At 63.5% G+C, this 20,849-nt stretch carries 10 protein-coding genes; 4 read left to right on the forward strand and 6 right to left on the reverse strand.

Features of this window, described 5'->3' with window-relative positions:
* From EWM57_RS01730 to ispF, 6 genes are all read right to left on the reverse strand, one after another.
* On the reverse strand, positions 1-6,282 hold a 6,282-nt coding region (locus EWM57_RS01730), incomplete at its 3' end, for a beta strand repeat-containing protein (RefSeq protein WP_129919407.1).
* A 537-nt stretch (positions 6,283-6,819) separates the two neighbouring features.
* Positions 6,820-7,881: a hypothetical protein gene (locus EWM57_RS01735; RefSeq protein ID WP_129919408.1), complete on the reverse strand. Its 1,062-nt coding sequence runs from the start codon at positions 7,879-7,881 to the stop codon at positions 6,820-6,822.
* 86 nt (positions 7,882-7,967) lie between these two features.
* Positions 7,968-9,344 carry a LutB/LldF family L-lactate oxidation iron-sulfur protein gene (locus EWM57_RS01740; RefSeq protein WP_129919409.1) on the reverse strand — a complete coding sequence of 459 codons (1,377 nt, stop codon included), beginning with the start codon at positions 9,342-9,344 and terminating at the stop codon, positions 7,968-7,970.
* A gap of 93 nt (positions 9,345-9,437) precedes the next feature.
* Positions 9,438-11,111 (reverse strand): M28 family peptidase, encoded by a 1,674-nt coding sequence (locus tag EWM57_RS01745; protein ID WP_129919410.1) that lies wholly within the window; start codon positions 11,109-11,111, stop codon positions 9,438-9,440.
* Positions 11,112-11,300: 189 nt separating this feature from the next.
* The gene (locus EWM57_RS01750; protein ID WP_129919411.1) at positions 11,301-12,989 is read right to left on the reverse strand and encodes a M28 family peptidase; all 1,689 of its coding nucleotides are present in this window, start codon (positions 12,987-12,989) and stop codon (positions 11,301-11,303) included.
* An 81-nt stretch (positions 12,990-13,070) separates the two neighbouring features.
* Positions 13,071-13,550 (reverse strand): 2-C-methyl-D-erythritol 2,4-cyclodiphosphate synthase, encoded by a 480-nt coding sequence (gene ispF / locus EWM57_RS01755; RefSeq protein WP_129919412.1) that lies wholly within the window; start codon positions 13,548-13,550, stop codon positions 13,071-13,073.
* Between the two features lie 246 nt (positions 13,551-13,796).
* Between ispF and EWM57_RS01760 the strand changes: the two genes are divergently transcribed.
* From EWM57_RS01760 to EWM57_RS01775, 4 genes are read left to right on the forward strand one after another with little or no spacing between them, the layout of a single operon-like run.
* Entirely contained in the window at positions 13,797-14,411 is a 615-nt protein-coding gene (locus tag EWM57_RS01760) for a TetR/AcrR family transcriptional regulator (RefSeq protein WP_129919413.1), read from the forward strand.
* A 24-nt stretch (positions 14,412-14,435) separates the two neighbouring features.
* Positions 14,436-16,118, forward strand: coding sequence for a TolC family protein (locus EWM57_RS01765; RefSeq protein ID WP_129919414.1), 1,683 nt, complete (start codon positions 14,436-14,438; stop codon positions 16,116-16,118).
* A gap of 44 nt (positions 16,119-16,162) precedes the next feature.
* Positions 16,163-17,305 (forward strand): efflux RND transporter periplasmic adaptor subunit, encoded by a 1,143-nt coding sequence (locus EWM57_RS01770; protein ID WP_129919415.1) that lies wholly within the window; start codon positions 16,163-16,165, stop codon positions 17,303-17,305.
* A gap of 39 nt (positions 17,306-17,344) precedes the next feature.
* Complete coding sequence (locus EWM57_RS01775; protein ID WP_129919416.1) at positions 17,345-20,815, forward strand: efflux RND transporter permease subunit; 3,471 nt, start codon at positions 17,345-17,347, stop codon at positions 20,813-20,815.
* The last annotated feature ends 34 nt before the right edge of the window (positions 20,816-20,849 follow it).

The following is a 20,849-nucleotide window of genomic DNA, read 5'->3' on the forward strand; positions in this document are numbered from 1 at the left end:
CGTGGGGTTCGTATCGTTCTGGCAATACGTGGCGGCCGGATACGAGAACGTAGCCGTCGTCAGCGGATTCACCGTCACGACCGTGGCCGTCGACGTGGCTGTGCAGCCTTGGGCCGTGGTTACGGTTACCGAGTAGCTGCCGCTGGCCGAAGCCGAGTAGGTATTGGTCGTAGCGCCGCTGATGGCCGAGCCGTTGAGCAGGAACTGGTAGGTGCTGCCCGTAACGGCCGGAGCTGTCAGCGTCACCGACCCGCCCTGGCAGAACGTGGTGGCTCCGCCCGCCGTCAGCGTGGCCACGGCGGCGGGGTTGATGGTCAGCGTCGTGGTAGCCGTGGCTGGCGCGCAGGCGGCAGGACCCGTGGTGGTCAGGGTAATGACCACCGAGCCAGCGCTGATGTCGGCGGCCGACGGCGAGTAGGTGGCGTTCAGGGCCGTGGCGTTGGGCGAGAACGAGCCCGAGCCGCTGCTGGTGAAGGTGCCGCCCGTTGCCGAGCCGCCCACGGTGCCAGCCAGCTGGTAGCTGGTGCCGGCGCAGAGTTGATCCGTAGCCGAAGCCAGGCTGGCCGTCGGCAGGGCCGAGACGTTCACCTGAATCGGGGTGCGGGCCGCCGCAGCGCAGACGTTGGAGAACGTCAGGTTGAAGAAGCTGTTGTAGGTCGTATTCGAGTAGCTCGTGGAGCTAAACAGCGTGTAGGAGCCCTTCACCGTCAGAATGCCGTCGGCCGAAGTCAGCGGGTAGGTGCCGGTATAGGTACTGTAACGACCCAGCCCACCCGCGAAGTTGGAGAGCTTGTAGTCGCCGGGCGTCAGGGCGTAGTTCAACGGAACCGTCACCTTGGTGCCGACCTGCGCGGCCGTAACGGTAATCGTCACGTCGGAGCCAGCTACGGCCGTGGTCGTGCCGCCGGGCTGGGTGCCAGCCACGCTGTAGAGGCGGATGGTGAGCGTGCCCGCCGCAGTCGGATACACGTCAACCGAGGTCAGCGTGCCGGCCTGGGTTACGGCAAAGCCCAAGGGGTAGTCCGTGAGCGTCGACTGCGTGAAGGTGCCATTGGACGCCGCGTTGCTGGTCAGGCCCGCTACTGTGCTGCCCGGGAGGCTGGCTTCCACGAAGTACTGCTGCGAAGCCGTCAGGACGGGCGTGGTGTAGCTGGCCGCCGTGGCGAGCAGGTTGCCCCCGGTAGCGGCATCATAGAAGCGGATGGTGGTACCCGTGGCGGCAGTAGCCGTGAGGGTAGCCGTGCCGCCTTCGCAGATAGCTACGGGGGAGTTGGTGGAAGTAATCTGCGGGTTGTTGACGGTCACCGTCACTACGTTGCTGGTTGCCACGTTGGTGCCGCACGTCGTGCGGGCGCGGAAGTAGGTGGTGCCCGTGAGGACCGGCGTGGTGAAAGTCGCGCTGGTTGCGCCGGCAATGTCCGTAAACGTCACGTTATCGGTGCTCTGCTGGAGCTGGATGCTGCCGTTGGCCGAGCCGGCCAGGGTCAGGGCCGTGGTGCCGCTCAGGCAGATGGTAGCGTTAGAAGCGCTCAACGTGCCAGCCACTGGAGCCACTACCGTGCGAACTGGGGTAGGAGTCAGCGCGTCGTTGCTGGTGTTGCCGTCGCCGGCCACCGTGGCCGTAATGGCGAAGGAGTAGGTACCCGCGGCCGTCATGTCGAGCGTAGGGCTCAGCGTCACGTTTTGGGTGGCGCCCACGGCCAGCGTGCCCGAAGTCAGGGCCGCCGTCAGGGTCTGGGTGCCGCCGCCGGGCAGCGTTACCACGGCCGTAACGGTGGCATTGTTGGCACTGAAGTCAAGGGCGGAAGAGCCTTGGTTGCGCACGGCCACTACAATGGCTTCCGCGGCGCCGTAGCAGCCGGCCGTAGCCGTCGGGCTCACCAGGGCCGTAGCGGCCAGGTCGAACGGCGGCGGGGTAAACTCAATGGCGCCGATGTCGGGCGGATTGCTGCGGGTGGCGTTCAGGTAGTCAACCGTGATGCCGGTGCCGGTAGCGCCGGCGCTGTTCAGGGCCAGGTTGGCGGGCTTCAGGTTGTAAGGAACTCCCGTCACCTGCGTAAAGAGCGGATCCACGCTCACCGAGTTGGCTTCCTGGGCCGTGGCAGTGCGCCAGGCGGCCAAGTCCACGGCGTCCACGGCGTTGAGGCGGCCGATGCGGGCCAGGCCCGTGCTGCCGGCCGTCACGTACAGGTCGTTGTTGTCGAGCAGGCTGCCGGAGTAGGTCGTGGCCTGGGTGTAGTGCGCGTACAGGGGCGTGGTGGTCGAGCCACCGGTGCCGCCGATGATGCTGAAGATGTTGTTGCGCACGTCAATGTTGGTGGCCGAGGTAGTCACGCTGGGGTTGCCGTTGGCAAATGCCGCCGAGCCCGCCGTGCCGGTAGCTGCGCTCAGCTGCCCGCTCAAATACACCGTGTTGAAGTAGTACTTGTCGCCGTAGCCGCCGCCGTTGTTGATGCCCACCGTGTTCCAGGTCGAGCTGGTGGCCGTGGAATTGAGGCCGTACACGAGGTTGTTGGCGAGCAAGGTCGTGCTGGGCGTGGCCGCCGTATTGAAGGCCGTGTTCGAGGTAAAGATGCCCCAGACCTTGGTGGTGCTGGTGCCCGTGTAGGACACGTTGTGTACCGAGTTGCGGCTCAGCGTGGCGCTGCGCGAGTCGGCTAGGAAAATGCCGTACAGGTTCGAGGTAGTCGTGCCGTTGGTGATATTCTGGATTTCGTTGCCTTCGAGCAGCAGGTTCTGCTGGTACACGGCGCGAATGCCTTCCTGCCCGAAGCCGTTGCCGGCACCCAGGCCCAGTTGGTTGCCACTGACCACGTTGCTCTGATCCAGCACCGTTGCCGACACGCCGAACATGAACAGGCCGTAGTAGCCCTTCAGGATCTGGTTGTTGGTGATGGTGTTGTTGGAGTTAGCGGCGGGCGTGCTGGTGGTCGGGGAGGCGACACCCACACCGCCGCCGCCCAGAAACACCGTAAACTGCGGCGTGCCCGTAGCGGAAGTACCCCGGATAACCGAGTTTTTCACCGTGTTGAAGGTGGCGCCGTCGGTAGCCGAGGCGGCCGCCAGCCACAGCACGGCGTTGCCGCTGCCCGTGGCGCTGGTGTTTTCGATGGTCAGGTTCTGGGTGGTCCCACCGGCCGAGTTAGCGCCGTCGATGGTCACGTAGTCGGCGCCGTTGAGCTTGAAGGCTGCCCCGGTTGCCACGCTGCCCGAAATAGCCGCCGTTACGCCGCTGTTAGGCTTAATGGTCAGCGTGTTGGTGGCGCTGGCGTCGGCGTTGGCGTTGATAACCAGGGGGAACGTTTCGCCCGTGGCCGCCGAGTAGGCCGCGTCCAGAAGCAGGAAGGTCACGGCCCCGCCCAGGTTGTTATTGTTGTAGGCTGCCACGGCCGCCGTGAGGCTGGCGTAGGTGCGGGCCGGGTCGGGGGAAGTGCTGGTGCCCACGTAGTAGGTACCGCTGAGCACGCCCTGAATGCTGAACTGGTTGGGGGTGCCGCTGAAGGCCGTGCCGGGCGGGTTGTTGCCCGAGGCACCCACCGGCGTGGAGCTGACGTTCTGGGCCGGCGCGTTGTCTTGGGCCGCCACGTAGTACTGCACCACGTCGAAGCCCGTGACCCCACCGATGGCGGCGAAGTCGAAGGTAAAGGTGTAGTCGTTGCCGCTGACGCTGGTGGGCGTCACGAAGACGAAGGCGCCGCTGGTACCCTTGCGGTAGTACAGCCGCGGGGCGTTGGTGCCCGTGCCGATGCCGCTGGCGTCGGTGATGGTGGCCGTCAGGGTGCGGTTGGCGGTGCTGTTGGTGTTGCCCAGGGGCGTGTACACAATGACGGGGCCGGTCAGGTCCTGGGGCGTGAAGGTGCCCTCGTCGGCGCCGATGTCCGGCGTGGTGGCGTTGCGGGTCTGCCCGTCGAAGTCAACCGTGACGCTGGCCACGGGCGTGGCGTTGCCTTCCACCTGGGTGGGCACGGCGGGATTGATGTGCAGGAAGGTGGCGGCCGAACCCGTAGTGCTCAGGAAGGACACGTCCTCAGTTACCGAGTTGGATTCGCGGGGAGTGACGGCCGTTTTAAAGGCGGCCAGGGTCGGGTAGCCGGTGGTGCCGTCGTAGTACAGCACCTGCGTGGCGCTGGGCGTGCCGGCGTAGTAGGCGTTGTTGTTGGAGTTGGTGGCGTAGCCGGTGAAGGCGGCGCTGGTCCGGCGCAGGGCGGCGGTGAAGCCTCCCGTGCCTGCGGCCGTAGACTTGTTGACCACGATGTTGTTGCGCACGTCCACCGTCGGCGTCGTGCTCGATAGGTACAGGCCCGAGGTGCCAAACGTAGCTCCCGAGCTCGTGGCGGCCAGGCTGATGGTGTTGTAGTAGACGTTGGCGGCCGTGGCGGCACCAATCTGCAGGCCGTTGACGGCCACCAGGCTCGTCGCGGCCGGGGCGCGCAGGTCGCCGATGAGGTTGTTGTTGAGCGGGAAAGTGCCGCCGCCGGAGATGTTGATGCCGTTGACGGTGGCGCTGGCCCCCACGGCGCTCAGGTCGTAGATTTTGTTGCGGGCGTAGTTGGAAGCCGTGCCGCCGCCCGAGGAGAACAGCATGCCGCTGACTGCCCCGCTGCCGCTACCCGTCACCGACAGCGTCGCAATGGTGTTGAGGGTGAACACGTGCACGGTCGTGGCAGTCGGGAACGTGCGGATACCGGCCACGATGTGGGCCGCCGACGTGGAGGTGCCACCGACGGTCAGGTTGCTGAACGTGTTCGAGGTCAGGGTTTCCGAAGTCGGGCTGCTGTTTTGGTAGTAGCCGTAGATAACGCCCGCCGAGCTGGAAGTGCCCGAAATGGTGATGGTGTTGTTGCTGACCGTGTTGTTGGAGGCCGTTACCGCCGCCGAGCCGGCCGTCAGGGCCTGCATGGTGATGGAGGCCGACGGGGCGGCGGGCGTCTTGCTGTTGCCCGTCACCGTGTTGCCGTTCATGTTCAGCGTGGTCGGCGAGCCGCCCGAAACGAGCAGCATGGAGCCCGTGCCGAAGGCGGTGTTGTTGGTGACGATGTTGTTGTTCAGGTTGACGGTGGTGCCGGAGCCCGAGTTGACTACGCCCGTAAACACGCCGGTGGTAGCCGTAGGCAGGCTGCAGCCGTTGACCGTGTTGCCCGACAGGTTGACGGTGGTGCCGGAGCCCGAGTTGGAAATGCCCGTCAAGGCGGCCGTCGTGGAGGCCGTCAGGCTGCCGGTTACTGTGTTGCCGGTGACGTTTACCGTGGCGGCCGAGGCCGAGTTGGTGATGCCCGTCGTGGTGCCGGTCGTGACGGTGGCGCTGCTGACGTTCACCGTGTTGCCGGTGATGTTGACCGTGTTGGAAGCCGCCGTCGAGCCGATGCCGTTGTCGATGCCGCTGGTCGTGGAGGTGGTGGCCCCGCTGACGAGCGTAATGGTATTGTTGGTGATGTCGATGTTCGCAGACGTGCCCGAGTTGCCGTAGATGCCCCGCAGCGTGGACGTACCCGCGGTGCCGCCGGTGCTGTTCACGATGTTGTTGGCAATCTTGGCCCCGTTCTGCACGTTCACCCCGATGCCCCAGCCCGAAGTGGCGGCGCCCCCGAAGTTGGTGACGGTGTTGCCCGCCGTTACCCCGATTTCGTTGTTCTGGTCGAAGTTGGCCGCGGCCGTCGAGCTGTTGCCCGTCAGGTACATGCCCGACACAGCATTACTGACCGTGTTGCCGTAGATGCGGTTGTTGGAGTTGGCGCCGGCCGGCGAAGTAGCCGCCACCGACGTGGTAGCCGCCGCCGTGGTGGCCGCCCCGTAGATGCCAAAGGTGCCCGTGTTGGCTTTGTTGAGCGTCACCACGCAGTTGCGGATAACGTTGAACTGGCAGCCGTCGGTGGGAGAGGGGCGGAACAGGGCAAAGCCGAATTCCATCTGCTGGGTAGGGGTGGTGTTGGCCGCATTTTCCGCCAGCTCCAGCCCGTCGAAGGTCACGTAGTCGGCGCCCGACAGGCCAATGATGGCGTCGAGGCCGGTGGTTGTGCCCACGCCGGCCGTGATTTTGGGGTTGGCCCCGCTGCCCGATTTCTGAAAGACGACGGGGTTAGCCGCCGTGCCCGTGGCCGTGAGCAGCAAGGGAGCCGCCAGGGTTTCGGCGTAGCCCGCCGCCACGTTGATGGTGACCCCACCCGCCGGCACGCCGTTGGTGTTCAGGTCGGTGAAAGCCGCCGCGAAGGACGCGTAGTCGCCGGGCAGGGTTTTGGTGACCTGGGCCCAGCCGAGCTGACTGCTCAGCAGCAGGAGCAGCACAAGCAACCCGGGCCGCCAGCGGCGCCGGGCCGCTGTACTGCCGGGGGAGTGGGTCGCTGCCGATGTGGGCCGGGGCCCGGAGCGTAAAGATTGTTGCATAGAAAAGGAAAAGGGGTTGGGAAAAAGTGAAAAAGAAGCAGCCCGACCAGCCGGGGCCCTTGGGCCCACAGCCAGCCCGGACCAAGCCTGGCGGCAAAAAGAAGCGTGACTAAATTCTAATCAGCAGATGGGTGGGGCAGACCCGGCGGGGCTGCCCTTGGCTCGGCATGGCGGCTGAATAAGGAGCGAATACTGCTGGCGCATGCCGAAATTTAACCCAAAGGCAAAACTGCACTGGGCCCGGAACGAATAAGACAACGACCGGGGTAATGCTGGTAAATACCTATTCTGTAATAATTGTCCAAAGTAACTGATAGAAAGCAGATAGCAGCTTTATTTTAGGTGAAACCCAAAAAAATGCGGTTCAGCCCGGTAACCGGACGGATAGACGGCTAAAAACGCCTGTTTGCGGGGGCGGGCCCGCGGCTTCGGGGGCCGCTACCGGTTGCCGCCGATGGCCTTCAGATCGGGGGCCATGGTGAGCTTGGCTAGGTACTGCACGGCATCGGCGTAGCGGGCGTGCATCTCCTGGTATTCCTGCCAAGCCGCCTCCCGGTCGGCCTTGAGGGGCACCTGAGCCTCGGCGAGCTGCTCGCAGGTGCGGAAAAAATCCCGACGGGTGGGGTCTTCCACCGGATTGTCGTCGGTAATCAGGTCGTTGGGCTCGGCGTGGGCGCGCTGCTGAAAATACCGCTCAATGCGGTTGATGGCCACGCAGCCAGCCTTAAAGCAGAGCTCAATCTGCGGGTCACGGCGCTGGTCGACGGCCGAGATGATGACGGCGGCCGAGTCGAGGATGATGCTGGCCGCCGTCACCCAGGAGCGGCCGGGCTGGGGGGAGCGGAAAAACGACAGGATGGGCAGGGACGTGTGGGTTTCCTCGATTTCCACGAACCATTCTTCCCACCGCTCCCAATGCGGGCCGTCGTCGAGCAAAGAGCCGGTCCGGTTGAGCCAGATAATGAGCTCCGTGGCCGTCCGATTGGTGCCGCAGCGCAGCTCCAGCCGGGCCACCACCAGCTCCCGCCGGGTGAAGGCCTGGTACATGGTGGGCAGGTAGGAAATCAGCAGGGTGATGAGCAGCAGCCCGAACGTGGCCTCGGAGTACGTGAACACGCTGATGAGCACCGTGGACGCTTCCACCGAGCCCAGCGTGAGCAGGGAAGAGGAGCTGAGCAGGTAGCTGATCCAAATGTCGCCCTCGCCCAGGGCCCAGTAGATGCCCGTGTAGCCCACCGAAAGCAGAATCAGCCAGGCAATGGGCAGCATCACCAGCCCTACCGGCGCGTACATGGCCATCACCTTGTCGCGGCCCCCGTAGGTTTTCTTACGGGCCGCCAGCAGGCTGAACAGCCGCCGGATGGTCATGAACACCCAGTTGTTGATGAGCACCGACTCGTTGCGGGGCAGCACAAACGAGCGGATAGCGGCCAGCACGGTGCTGAAGATAAGGAACGTGCCGGCGGCGAAGGCCAGCACGCGCAACAACAAATCGGGCATAGGAACCAGCTCAGCGTCAGGCAGGGTGCCCGGGCCATCTTTTTACTGCTGCCGTCCGGAATGGTTGGGTTTCGGGCCCGGCCGCGCTACTTCCGCTCCCGCCACAGCTTATTGAACGACTTGGGGGCCACTTCCAGGGCCTCGCGCCGCTTGTTCCAGCCCACCTGGCTGAGCATGCGCAGCAGCACCCAGTTTTTGGCCCGGGCCGGCAGCAGGTTCAGCAGGCGGCGGTTCTTCATGCTCAGCAACCAGAGCCGGATGGCGGTGCGCTCTTCCTGGTCGGTAAGGCCCTCCTGCACCACCTGCTGGCGGTTTTTGAGTAGCAGGTTATGAATGTTGATTTTCACCGGGCACACCGAGGTGCAGGCCCCGCACAACGAGGAAGCGTAGCTCAGGTGCTTGTTTTCGGCCAGCCCGCTCAGGTGGGGCGAAATCACCGAGCCAATGGGACCAGAATACGTCGTTTCGTAGGTGTGGCCACCGATGTTCTTGTACACCGGGCATACGTTCAGGCAGGCCCCGCAGCGGATGCAATGCAGGGCTTCGCGCTTATCGGCCTGGGCCAGCAGGGTGGTGCGGCCGTTGTCGAGCAGCACCACGTACATTTCGTCGGGCCCGTCCTTTTCCAGGGGCTGGCGGGGCCCGGTGTAGATGGTGTTGTAGACCGTGACCTGCTGCCCGGTACCGCTGGTGCTGAGCAGGGGCCAGAACAAATCCAGGTCGTGGACGCTGGGAATCAGCTTTTCAATGCCCACGATGGCAATGTGGGTTTTGGGGAAGGTGGCCGACAGGCGGGCGTTGCCCTCGTTTTCGGTCACGGCCACCCCGCCGATATCGGCCAGCAGAAAGTTGCCGCCGGTGATGCCGACCTCGGCCTGGGTGTATTTGCCGCGCAGCAGGTGGCGGGCCGTGAGCACCAGCTTCTGGGCGTCGTCGGTGGGCTCAATGCCGAGGTGCTTGACGAAGATATTGGCAATGTCCTGCTTGCTCAGGTGCATGGCCGGCGTCACGATGTGGTAGGGCCGCTCGCCGTTGAGCTGCACGATAAACTCGCCCAGGTCGGTTTCAATGGAGTCGATGCCGTTTTTGCCGAGGTAATCGTTGAGGTGAATTTCCTCGGTGGTCATGCTCTTGGCCTTCACCACGGTGCGGGCGTGCTTGCGGGCCATGATCTTGCCGATTTCGGTCAGGGCCTCCTGGGCGTCCCGGGCCCAGATAACCTTGCCGCCCCGGGCCGTGAAGTTGCGCTCAAACTCGAGCAGGTACTCGTCGAGGTGGTTGATAACCTTGGCCTTGAGGTAGGATGCCCGCTCCCGGGCCAACTCGTGGTTGTAGTACCAACCCAGGCCAGTCTGCACGGCCGCGTTGTACTTGCCGATGTTGAAGCGGATCTTGCGCCGGTGCTCCAGGTCAAAGGCTTTGGCATCGGAGTCGGCGAGAAACTGAGCAGCTTTGGTCGTCATGGCAAGAGGGAGTTGGCGGCGCGGGATATAAACAAATATAACGGCGGGAAAGGCGAAACCCGCGGCTTTTTCCCGCAATCCTTCCCGCTGACCCTAGGGCTTGCTGGCGTCCAGCAGTACCCGGGCGTCGCGGTTGGCCAGCTCCCAGGCGGTGTAAAACACTAGCCGGGCGCGCTTTTCCAGGGGCTCAAACTCGATGCGCTCCACGTCGTCGGTGGCCTTGTGGTAGTCGGCGTGCAGGCCACTAGTAAAGAAGACCACCGGGATGTTGTGCTTGGCGAAGTTGTAATGGTCGGAGCGGTAGTAGAGCTGCTCGGGGTCGTTGTCGGCATTGTAGGCGTAGTCGAGAGCCAGACGGCTGTACTTGGCGTTGGCGGCCTCCACGGCGGTGTGCAATTCCCAGGACAGCTTGTCGTCGCCGACCAGGTACACGAAGTCGGGCTTGCCGGCGTGGGCCTGGTCGGTGCGGCCCACCATATCAATATTGAGGTCGGTGACGGTGGCGGCCAGCGGCAGCACGGGGTGGGTGGTGTAGTATTCCGAACCGAACAGTCCTTCTTCCTCGCCGGTCATGAGCACAAACAGGATGCTGCGGCGCGGGCCGTGCCCTTCCTTCTTGGCTTGGGCAAACGCCTGGGCAATTTCAAGCACCGATACCGTGCCCGAGCCGTCATCGTCGGCGCCGTTGTAAATCGTGTCGTGCTTGGTGCCCAGGTGGTCGTAGTGGGCCGATATCACGAGCACCTCGTCTTTCTTGTCGGAGCCTTCCAGGAAGCCCAGCACGTTTTCAGTGGTCAGCTTTTCCTGCTGCTGGGGCACGAAGGCCGTGAAGGCCGGGGGCTGAAAGTTCAGGGGCACCGGCTTTTTCTGCTTGGCAATGGCCCCGAGGTAGGCGCGCAGGTTGGCTTCGGTGGTCCCGGCCAGCTGCGGCCCCACCTCCGGCGACACCAGGTACACCCCGATGCCGGCCGGCATCTCGTCGTGGTCGGCGGCGGTAGCGGAGGCGGGCACGGGGTCGGTGAGGGCCCAGGCCGGTTCCTGCAAAGCCGGTCCGAGTTGGGTGGCCTGGGCCTGGAAGTCGGCGGTGGAGCCGAAGGTCAGAAAGAAGATGCTGCGGGCGCCTTTGCGCTTGGCCAGGGCTATTTTTCGAATGCCGGAGGCCCACTCGCCGTCCTCCTTGGTGCCCGTGAGCAGGCTGCGCCCCTTGGCATCCTGGGGCTCGCCCATCAGCACCAGCACATCCTTGCCCCGCACGTCGAGGCCCGCGTAGTCCGAATACTTGGGGTCATCGATGCCGAAGCCGGCAAACACGGGCTGGCCGGCGGTTTCGGTCGGGAACGGTGAAAGCAGGGGGCCGTAGCTGAAAAAGTCGCGCAGCCAAGCGTAGTTCTGCCCGTTTACTTTTAGGTAGCCGCCGGGCTGCGGAGTGCCGCGCGTCACCTGAAACGGCTGCAGATAGGGCGTGGCGCTACCCTTTACGGGCCCCTGCAGGCCCAGGGCCGCAAATTGCCGGACGAGGTAGTCAGCCGCTTTTTTCTGGCCGGCCTGCCCGGTTTCGCGGCCCGCAAAGGCATCGGAAGCCAGCGTGGTCAGGTGCTCCCGCAAGTCGGTTTGCCGGATGGTGCCCGCGTACGTGACGGCCGGATCAGGGGCAGCGGAGGCCGACTGGGTGGCGGTAGCCGGGGCCGCTTTGCTGAGCGGCTTCTGGGCCCAGGCCGCCGGCCCGGCAGTCAAAACCAGTAAACTATAGAGGAGCAGTTTTTTCATAGCGGGGCAGACGGTAACGGACCCGAGCCGGACCGCGGCGGGCAGTCCGGTTTCGGCCGAGGTAGTCTAACGCAAAGCAGCCGAAAAAGTAAGCCCCAACCCGCCACGCAAAAGGCGCGAAGCCGGACGCGGATGGTTTCCCCGTCAAGCTTCGCGCCTTTGTAAGACTGCGCAAATCAGGTCCGTACGTTAGGGCTTGTTCGAGTCCACCACGATGCGGTTGGGCCGGTTGGCCAGCTCCCAGGCCGTATAAAACACCAGCCGGGCGCGCTTTTCCATCTTCGGAAACTCGATTTTTTCCACCTCGTCGCCGGCGCCGTGGTAGTCGTCGTGCACGCCGTTGAAGTAAAACGCCACCGGGATTTTGTGCTTGGCGAAGTTGTAGTGGTCGGAGCGGTAGTAGAAGCGGTTCGGATCCTCGGGGTCGTTGAACTTGTAGTCAAGGTCGAGGTTGACGTACTTCTTGTTGGCCTCCTCATCAATGGCGTGCAGCTCCGAGGAAAGCTTGTCGGAGCCGATAACGTAGATGTAGTCCGGCTTGCCTTCGTGCTCCTTGTCGGTGCGGCCCACCATGTCGATGTTGAGGTCGGCAATGGTGTTTTCGAGCGGAAACACGGGGTGGTCGGTGTAGTATTCCGAGCCCAGCAGGCCCTTTTCTTCGCCCGTCACGGTCAGAAACAGGATGCTGCGGCGGGGACCGTAGCCTTCCTTCTTGGCCTTGGCGAAGGCCTGGGCAATTTCGAGCACCGAGACCGTGCCCGAGCCGTCGTCGTCGGCGCCGTTGTTGACCTGGCCGTTGGTGATGCCGATGTGGTCGTAGTGGGCCGACACGACCAGCACTTCGTCTTTCTTGTCGGTGCCCTCGAGGAAGCCCATCACGTTTTCGGTGGTGAAGTTCTCCTTTTTCTTGGGCGCCTTGATGGTGATGGTAGCGGGCTTAAAGGCTGCCGCGGCCGGCTTTTTGGCCTTGGCCGAAGCCTGCTGGTAGGTTGTCAGGGCCGCGGCCGTGGTGCCGAGCAGCTTGTAGCCCAGGGCCGGCGAGACGAAGAAGGACGAGCGGCCGGGCTCCTGGCTGTCGGCGAAGCGCATGCTGGGCCGGCTGATGTAGGGCGCCATGCGGGCCGCCGTTTTGTCGAAGTTATTCTTGGGGTCGAGGTTGACGAAGAACACGCTGCGGGCGCCTTTTTCGGCGGCTTTGGCGGCCTTGGCCCGGAAGTCGGTGCCCCACTTGGTGGGCGTGCCGTCGGCGCTGAGCACGGCCTTGCCCTGGGCGTCGGTGGGCTCGCCGAGCAGGATAATCAGGTCCTTGCCCTGCACGTTCTGGCCGGCGTAGTCGGAATAGCCGGCCTGCTCGATGCCGTAGCCCACAAACACCGGCTTTACGGTCGTCTCCGACTGGAAGGGCGAGCTGCCCATGCCGTAGAAATCGGTGAGCCAGCCGTAGGTTTTGCCGCCCACTTTCAGCGTGGCGCCCTCGGCCCAGGTGCTGCGCTCCATGGTGAAGTGCTGCACGTAGGGATTGTCGGACTCCTTCACGGGCCCGGTCAGGTCGAGGCTGGCAAACTGCTTGGCCAGGTAGTCGGCGGCCATTTTCTGGCCTTTCTCGCCGGTTTCGCGGCCTTCGTAGGCATCCGAAGCCAAAATGGTCAGGTGCTCGCGCAGGTCTTTCTCGAGGATGGTGGCGCCGTACTCGGCGGCCATGTCGGTTTCCAGCGGGGGCTGCTTAACGGGCGGGGAGCCGTCGGGCAGGGTGGGGCTCACCTTTTCGGTTTTGCCGCGCTTAACCTTGACTTTGGTTTTCTCCGGCGCCTGCTGGGCCACGGCCGAGGTGGCGCAGGTAGCGGCCAGCAGCAGGGCAAAAAGCGTGTTTTTCTGCATGAAGCTAAAAATAGGGAGGATGAGGGTGAAGCTAAAGACGGGCGCCCACGGAAAGGCTGCACCGCCGGGCCGGAAGCCGGCTTAGCCCTGGGTGATGAGCACCGTGGCGTAGGCGGCCACGCCTTCTCGGCGACCCACGAAGCCCAACTTTTCGGTGGTGGTGGCCTTGATGGAAATATCGTCGGCGGGAATGTCCATTACCTCGGCCAGCACCCGCTGCATCTCGGCAATGTGGGGGTTCACCTTGGGCGCTTCCAGGCAAACCGTGGAGTCGATGTTGGCCACGGCGTAGCCTTTCTCACGCAGCAGGCGCATCACCTCGCCCAGCAGCCGCTTGCTGTCGATGCCCTTGTACTGCGGGTCGGTGTCGGGGAAGTGGAAGCCGATGTCGCGCAGGTTGGCCGCGCCCAGCAGCGCGTCGCAGATGACGTGGATGAGTACGTCGGCATCGGAGTGGCCGAGGGCGCCGTGGGTGTGGGGTACCTGGATGCCGCCGAGCCAGAAAGGCAGGCCCTCGCGGAGCTGGTGCACGTCGTAGCCGAAGCCAACGCGGATTTTCATACGAACAGGAACTGGGGTGAAGCAATACGGAACGGCCGCCAAGGTACGACGAACGGCCGGCACTGGTTGGGTAGCGCTGGGCCGGGAAAGCGGTCCGCAAAAAAATAGTGGTTGGCTAATAAAGTATCGGGCGGAGCTGACCGTCAGTGGGGGCAGGGAACTATCGGGTTGAAAAAAGTGCTAGCAAAAAGATAATGGAAACTTTGGAATCGTTAAAAGTTTCCGCCGTATCTTTGTCGCGAAGTCATGGAAATAAAGGATCGGATTTTACAGGCGGCCGTCGGCCTATTCACCCGCAACGGCATTCGCAGCGTGTCGATGGACGACATTGCCGCCCACCTGGGCATCTCGAAGAAGACGCTCTACAAATGGTTCGAAAACAAGGACCAGATCGTGTCGGCCGTCATCACCAATCATTTGAACGGGGTGCAGGGCGAGTGCGAAAACCTCATCAGCCGCACCCGCAACGCCGTGGACGAGATGGTGCAGATGATGGACTGGGCCAAGCGCCAGTTTGCCAACATCAACCCCAACGCCATTCACGACCTGCGCAAGTACTACCCCGCCGCCTGGAGCCTGTTTCACGCCCACAAGAGCAACTACATCCTGAGTCAGATTCAGGCCAACCTGCGCCGGGGGGTATCCGAGGGCCTGTACCGCGCCGACCTCGACGTGGAGGTGCTCTCCCGCCTGCGCCTGGCCCAGATCGACATCCTGTTTGACCCCGACGTTTTTCCCCACGACCAGTTCGACCAGCCCCGGGTGCAGATGGCCTGCAACGAGCACTTCCTGCTGGGCATGGTAACCCTGAAAGGCCACAAGCTAATAAACGAGTACCGTCACGTGACGGAAGAAGAATAACCCCTTCGCCCAAGCCGATTACCTATGAAGAATTACCTCCGCGTTTTGCTGCTGGCCGCCGGGCCGGGCCTGCTGGCCCCCGCGGGCACCGCACTAGCGCAGACTTCCGCCCCGCGCGCCGAGCTGGTCACGCAGACAACCGGCACCATGCCGCTGACGCTGCAGCAAGCCATTGAGTACGCCATCAAGAACAAGTCGTCGCTGCTGGCCACGCGCCTGGGCGAGCAGACGGCCGCGGCCCGGGTGGGTGAAATCCGCGCTGCGGGCCTGCCGCAGGTGAACGTGGCGGCCAACCTGGCCGACAACTTCAAGCTCCAGAAGAGTCTGGTTGACTTCGGCGCCCTCGGCGGCGGCTCGTCGGCCACCCAGCTCAGCGCCGCCGACATCAACGCGGCCCAGAACGGGCAGACGGTAAACCTGAAAACCGTGACCGTGGCTTCCGACCCGGTGCCGCCCCAGGCCTTCGCCTTCGGCCTGCAGTACGCCGGCAACACCAGCGCCTCAGTGTCGCAGCTGCTCTTCGACGGCTCCTACCTCATTGGTCTGAAAGCGGCCAAGGTGTACACCGAGCTGGCCAAAAAGCAAACCCAGCAGGCCGAAATCGACGTGGTGGAGCAGGTCAGCAAAGCCTACTACAGCACGCTCGTGGCCCGCGCCCGCCTGGCGCTACTGGCCCGCAACGTGCAGCGCCTCGACACGGTGCTTTACCAGACGAACCAGACGTTTAAGGCCGGCTTTGCCGAAAAGCTCGACGTGGACCGCCTGCGCGTGCAGCGCAACAACCTGGTGGTGGAGCAGCAGAAAGCCCAGCGCCTGACCGAGCTGAGCGTGGCGCTGCTGAAGTTCCAGATGGGCCTGCCCCAGAGCCAAGCCGTGCAGCTCTCCGATTCGCTCGGGGCCGCCGTGGTGGATGCCGGTGCTCTGCGCCAGCGCCTGGGCGGGGCCAACTTCGCCAACGGCGGGGGTGTGAATGGCCTCGGCGCCGTACCGGCCGCACCCACGCCGGCCGGCACCACGCCCGACCAGAACCGCCAGGACCAGCAGACGGCCCTCAGCGGCGGCCGCACCGACCAGATCAACGCGGCGTTTAACTACAACAACCGCATTGAGTTCAGCACCCTCGAAACCCAGCAGGCCCTGGCTGGTCTGGACCTGGCCAACCGCCGGGCTGGCGCCTACCCCCGCTTGCTGGCCACGGCCGCCTACGGCTTCTCGGGCTCGGCCAAGAACTTCGGTGACCTGATGGCCTTCCGCGGCCCCGACTCGCGTGCTGCCAACGGCTTTCCTAACCAGAACTGGTTTGGCTTCGGCAACGTGGGACTGAGCCTGCAGGTGCCGGTATTCGACGGCTTCCGCCGCCGCTACCAAGTGCAGCAGGCCCGCGTGCAGCAGCAAACCCTGGAGCGGGGCTTCGAAACCCTGCGCCAGAGCATTGATCTGCAGGACGCCCAGAGCCGCACGACGCTCATCAACGCCCTCGACGTGCTCGACAACCAGAAGGCCAACCTCGACCTGGCCGCCGACGTGGCCCGCGTGACCCGCATCAAGTTCAACGCCGGCGTAGGCTCCAACCTGGAAGTCATTACGGCCGAAACCGAGCTGCGCTCCGCCCAGACCAACTACTACGGTGCCGTCTACGACGTGCTGGTAGCCAAGGTAGACCGCGACAAGGCCACCGGCGAGCTGTACAATCAGGCCAAAAAATAGCGGGCTGCCCGCAGTTACCCTTTCCCCCGACAACCCCGCTTCCCATGCGCTTTTATAACACTCCATCCGCCGCTCTGCTCCTGACCGGTTCCCTGCTGCTCGCCTCCTGCGGCTCTTCCGAAAAAGACCCCACGGCTGAACTGGCCAAGCTGAAAAAAGAGCAGGCCGCCACCCAGGCCAAGATTACCGAGCTGGAGGCCAAAACCGGTGGCCCCGCCACCGTGGCTGCTACGCCCGTATCGGTGATAAACGCCAAGCCCGAGAGCTTCAAGAGCTACCTCGAGGTGCAGGGCCGCGTTGATTTCGATCAGAATGCCACCGTGGGCGCCCGCGCCGCCGGCTCCCTGACCAGCATCCGCGTGCAGCGCGGCGACCGGGTCAGCAAGGGCCAGGTGCTGGCCACCATCGACGCCAGCATCCTGGACGCCAACGCCGCCGAGCTGCGCACCCGCATGGATTTGGCCAAGACGGTGTACGAAAAGCAGAAAGGCCTCTGGGCTCAGCAGATCGGAACCGAAATCCAGTACCTGCAGGCCAAGAACAACTACCAGGCCCTGCAGCGCAACCTGGCCACGCTGAACCAGCAGCGCGCCCTATATAACGTGGTGGCACCCTTCAGCGGCACCGTGGACGAGGTACTGCCCAAGCTGGGCGAAATCACAGCCCCCGGTGCGCCGGTGGTGCGTCTGACCAGCGGCTCGGGCGGCAAGATTCTGGCCGACGTGTCGGAAGCCTACGGCAATAGCATCAAGGCCGGCGACGACGCAGTGGTGACCATTCCCGACCTGGGCGGGGAGGAACTGCCCGCCACCGTGCGCGTGGTCAGCCGCAGCATCAACGCTACCAGCCGGACCTTCACCGTGGAGCTGCGCCTGAAGAACGCCAAATCGGCCGACCTGCGCCCCAACATGGTGGCCACGGTTCGCATCCAGAACTACGCCGCCGCCAACGCCACCGTCATTCCCGTCGACCTCGTGCAGCACGATGAGCAGAACAGCTACGTGTACGTGGTGGGCCAGGAAGGCGGCAAGAGCGTGGCCAAGAAGCGCATCATCAAAACCGGCAACACCTACAACGGCAAGGTGGAAGTCACCAGCGGCCTGACCGCCGCCGACCAGGTTATTTCGGCCGGTTACCAGAACCTGAACGAAGGACAGGCCGTGGCCGTGGCTAACGCCGCCAGCTAAGCCCGCCGCTTCTAAGTTTTTCAGCTTAATGAAAAAGTCATGCAGGATATAGAAAAGGAATTTGGCCCAACCAGTTGGTCCATCAACAACAAAACCAGCATCTACATCATCACGGTGCTGCTGTGCGTGGCGGGGATTTTTGCCTACATCAAGCTGGGCAAGGAGAAATTCCCCGACATCGTCATTCCCCGCATCATCGTGGCCACGGTGTACCCCGGCACCTCGCCGGCCGACATCGAGAACCTGGTTACGCGCCAGCTCGAGAAGGAAATCAAGGGCGTGAACGGGGTGAAGAAAATCAACTCCACCTCCAACCAGGACTATTGCATCGTGGACGTGGAGTTCAACTCCGGCGTCGATGTGCAGTACGCCAAGCAGCTCATCAAGGACGCCGTCGATAAGGCCGCTACCGAACTGCCCAATGACCTGCCCACGGCCCCCACCGTGAAGGAGATTAACATCTCCGAGCAGCCCATCATGTACGTCAACCTGAGCGGCAACCTGCCCGCCGTGCAGCTCAAAAAGTTCGCCGACGACTTCCAGGACAAGATTGAGGCCCTGCCCGAAATCACCCGCGTGGATATCATCGGCGCCCTCGACCAGCAGGTAAACGTGGACGTGGACCTGAACAAGCTCCGCGCCTCGCGCCTGGGCTTCTCCGACATCACCCGCGCCATCGGCGGCGAAAACCTGACCATTTCGGGCGGCTCCATCGACGTGGGCAATCAGAAGCGCGCCGTGCGCGTGGCCGGCCAGTATGCCCGGGCCGAGGACATTGCCGACATCCAGGTGAAAAACCTGAACGGCGCGGCCGTGCGCCTCGGCGACATTGCCACCGTGCAGGACGGCTTCAAGGACCGGGAAAGCTACGCCCGCCTCGACGGCAAGCCCGCCATTACCCTGAACGTGGTGAAGCGCCAGGGCGAAAACCTCATCGACGCCTCCGACAAGATCAAGGCCCTGGTGAAGGAATCGGAGAAGACCCTGCCCAAGGAGCTCAAAATCACCATCACCGGTGACACCTCCAACGACACCCGCGTCACGCTCCACGACCTGATCAACACCATCATCATCGGCTTTTTGCTCGTGACGTTCATCCTGATGTTCTTCATGGGCACCACCAACGCCATGTTCGTGGGTTTGTCGGTGCCGATTTCGATGTTCCTGGCCTTCCTCATCATCCCGGGCTTCCACTTCTCGCTCAACATGATTGTGCTCTTCGCCTTCCTGCTGGCGCTGGGTATCGTGGTGGACGACGCTATTGTGGTAATTGAAAACACCCACCGCCTGCTGCACGAGCATCCCAACCTGAGCACCGAAAAGGCCGCCAAGTTTGCCGCCGGCGAAGTATTCATTCCCGTGCTGGCCGGTACGCTGACTACGGTGGCCCCGTTCGTGCCCCTGCTGTTCTGGCCCGGCATCGTGGGCTCGTTTATGTACTACCTGCCCGTCACGCTCATCATCACCCTGATGTCGTCGCTGGTGGTGGCCTTTATCATGAACCCGGTGTTTGCCGTGAGCTTCATGGAACGCGAGGAGCACTTTGAGGAAGATTTGCACGGCAAGCCCAAGTTCACCCGCGGCTTTATCATCACGATGGCCGTGCTGATCGGCTTCGGCATTCTGTTTAATCTGATGGCCCTGGGCAAAACCCCGGAAGTCGGCCCCGACGGCGTAGCCAGCGGCTTGCTCGGCCACTTCCTTGGCAACCTCTGCCTGACCCTGGCCGCCTTCATCGCCCTCGACAAGTTCGTGCTGGTGAAGATGATTGCCTGGTTTCAGACCCGCGCCCTGCCCCGGTTCCAGAACGGCTACGCCAACCTCGTGCGCTGGTCTATCGGCCACCCGGTGCTGGTGATGCTCGGCGTGCTGGTCATCTTCGTCGGCTCGTTCGTGGCCATCGGTATCCGTGGCCCCAAAGTCGACTTCTTCCCCAAGGGTGACCCTAAGTTTATCTACACCTACCTGCGCATGCCCGTCGGCACCCGGGTGGAGGTAACGGACTCCATCACCAAAGTGCTTGAAAAGCGCATCTACGGCGTTATCGGCGAAAACAACCCCGACGTGGAATCGGTCATTACCAACGTGGCCATCGGCGCCGGCGACCCTTCCGAAGCCACGGCCTCGGGCGTGTCGCAGTCGCACATGGGCAAGGTCGGCGTGGCCTTCAAGGAAATGAGTGACCGGAAAGGCCCGGCCACGAGCACCTATATGAACAAAATCCGGGAAGTGGTGAAAGGCATTCCTGGCGCTGAGATATCCGTCGACCAGGAGGCCAGCGGCCCGCCCCAGCAGAAGCCCATTGCCATCGAGGTTATCGGTGACGACTACCCCGCCCTGGCCAAGCTCTCCAAAAACGTGGAGCGCTACGTCGACTCCCTGCACATTGCCGGTATCGAAGATTTGCGCTCGAACCTGGAAGACCGCAACCCCGAAATTGCCGTCAACATCGACCGGGTACGGGCCAACCGCGAAGGCATCAGCACCGGCCAGATTGGCCTCGAAGTGCGCACGGCCATCTACGGCTCGGAAGCCAGCAAATTCAAGACCTCCGACGATGAGTATCCCATTCAGGTGCGCTACGCCCAGCCCTACCGCTCCGACGTGGACGCCATCGTGAATGCCCCGCTCACCTTCCGCGACGCTACCGGCGCCGTGCGTCAGGTGCCCATTTCGGCCATTGCCGACGTGAGCTACGGCTCGACCTACGGCGGCATCAAGCGCAAGGACACCAAGCGCGTGATTACCATCAGCTCGAACGTGCTCAACGGCTTCACCGGCCCCGACGTGGCCGCCCAGGTCAAGCAGGCCCTCAAATCCTACCCCGTGCCCAACGGCTACACCATCAAGATGGGTGGGGCTGAGGAAGACCAGAAGGAAACCACCGACTTCCTGCCCATGGCCGGCCTCGGCGCCCTGGCCCTCATCTTCCTGATTTTGGTGGCCCAATTCAACTCCCTGAGCAAGCCCATCATCATCCTGTCGGAGGTGCTGTTCTCCATTGCGGGCGTTTTCTGGGGCTTGGCCATCACCGGCATGAACATCAGCATCGTGATGACGGGCGTGGGCATTATTGCCCTGGCCGGTATCGTGGTGAAAAACGGGATTCTGCTGGTCGAGTTCACCGACATCCTCCGGGCTCAGGGCATGCCCCTGCGCGAGGCCATTGTGCTGGCCGGCCGTACTCGTCTCAACCCCGTGATTCTGACGGCTACGGCCGCCACGCTGGGCCTGATTCCGCTGGCCATCGGTCTGAACATCGACTTCTACGAGCTGTTTGCCTCCGGCAACGCCCATTTCTTCATCGGCGGCGAGTCGGTAACGTTCTGGGGCCCGCTGGCCTGGACCATCATCTTCGGTCTGGTGTTTGCGACGGGTATCACCCTGCTGGTGGTACCGGTAATGTACCTGCTCAGTGAAAGCCTGAAGCTGCGTCTGCAGCGCAAGCCCGACGAGCCCACCGACACTGAGCGGGAAGCGGCCACGCCCCCGATTCTGGCGGAAGCATAATTTTTTTCGTCGGCTTGCAACCGTCTCCCACACT

The sequence above is a fragment of the Hymenobacter persicinus genome (genome assembly GCF_004167665.1).
Taxonomy (GTDB): Bacteria; Bacteroidota; Bacteroidia; order Cytophagales; family Hymenobacteraceae; genus Hymenobacter; species Hymenobacter persicinus.